Below are 231 nucleotides of genomic sequence, written 5' to 3' on the forward strand. Positions count from 1 at the left end.
GAAATTGCAGCAAGCTATGCCGCTGGCTTGCTTGGTTCTTTGGCATACATGCGAATGCTTGGTAACAGTATTGATTCCATGGGAGCTGGAGGAGCAAGAGGGGTTATCAAGGGAGCAATTGGGCAGCCAAGGCTGTTGGTTCCTGTTGTCCTGGTGATGGTATATAATCGATGGAACGGGATTTTGGTACCCGAGTATGGATTCATGCATCTTGATTTGATTCCAATGCTG

General features: G+C 47.6%; 1 protein-coding gene. It reads left to right on the forward strand.

Translation table 11 applies throughout. The features are described 5' to 3' along the window. Positions 1 to 231: hypothetical protein (locus tag ACODJP_RS14540; RefSeq protein WP_422482713.1), on the forward strand; the 231-nt coding region annotated here is incomplete at both ends.

The sequence above is a fragment of the Pleomorphochaeta sp. DL1XJH-081 genome (assembly GCF_049310885.1).
Classification (GTDB): domain Bacteria; phylum Spirochaetota; class Spirochaetia; order Sphaerochaetales; family Sphaerochaetaceae; genus CAYZJV01.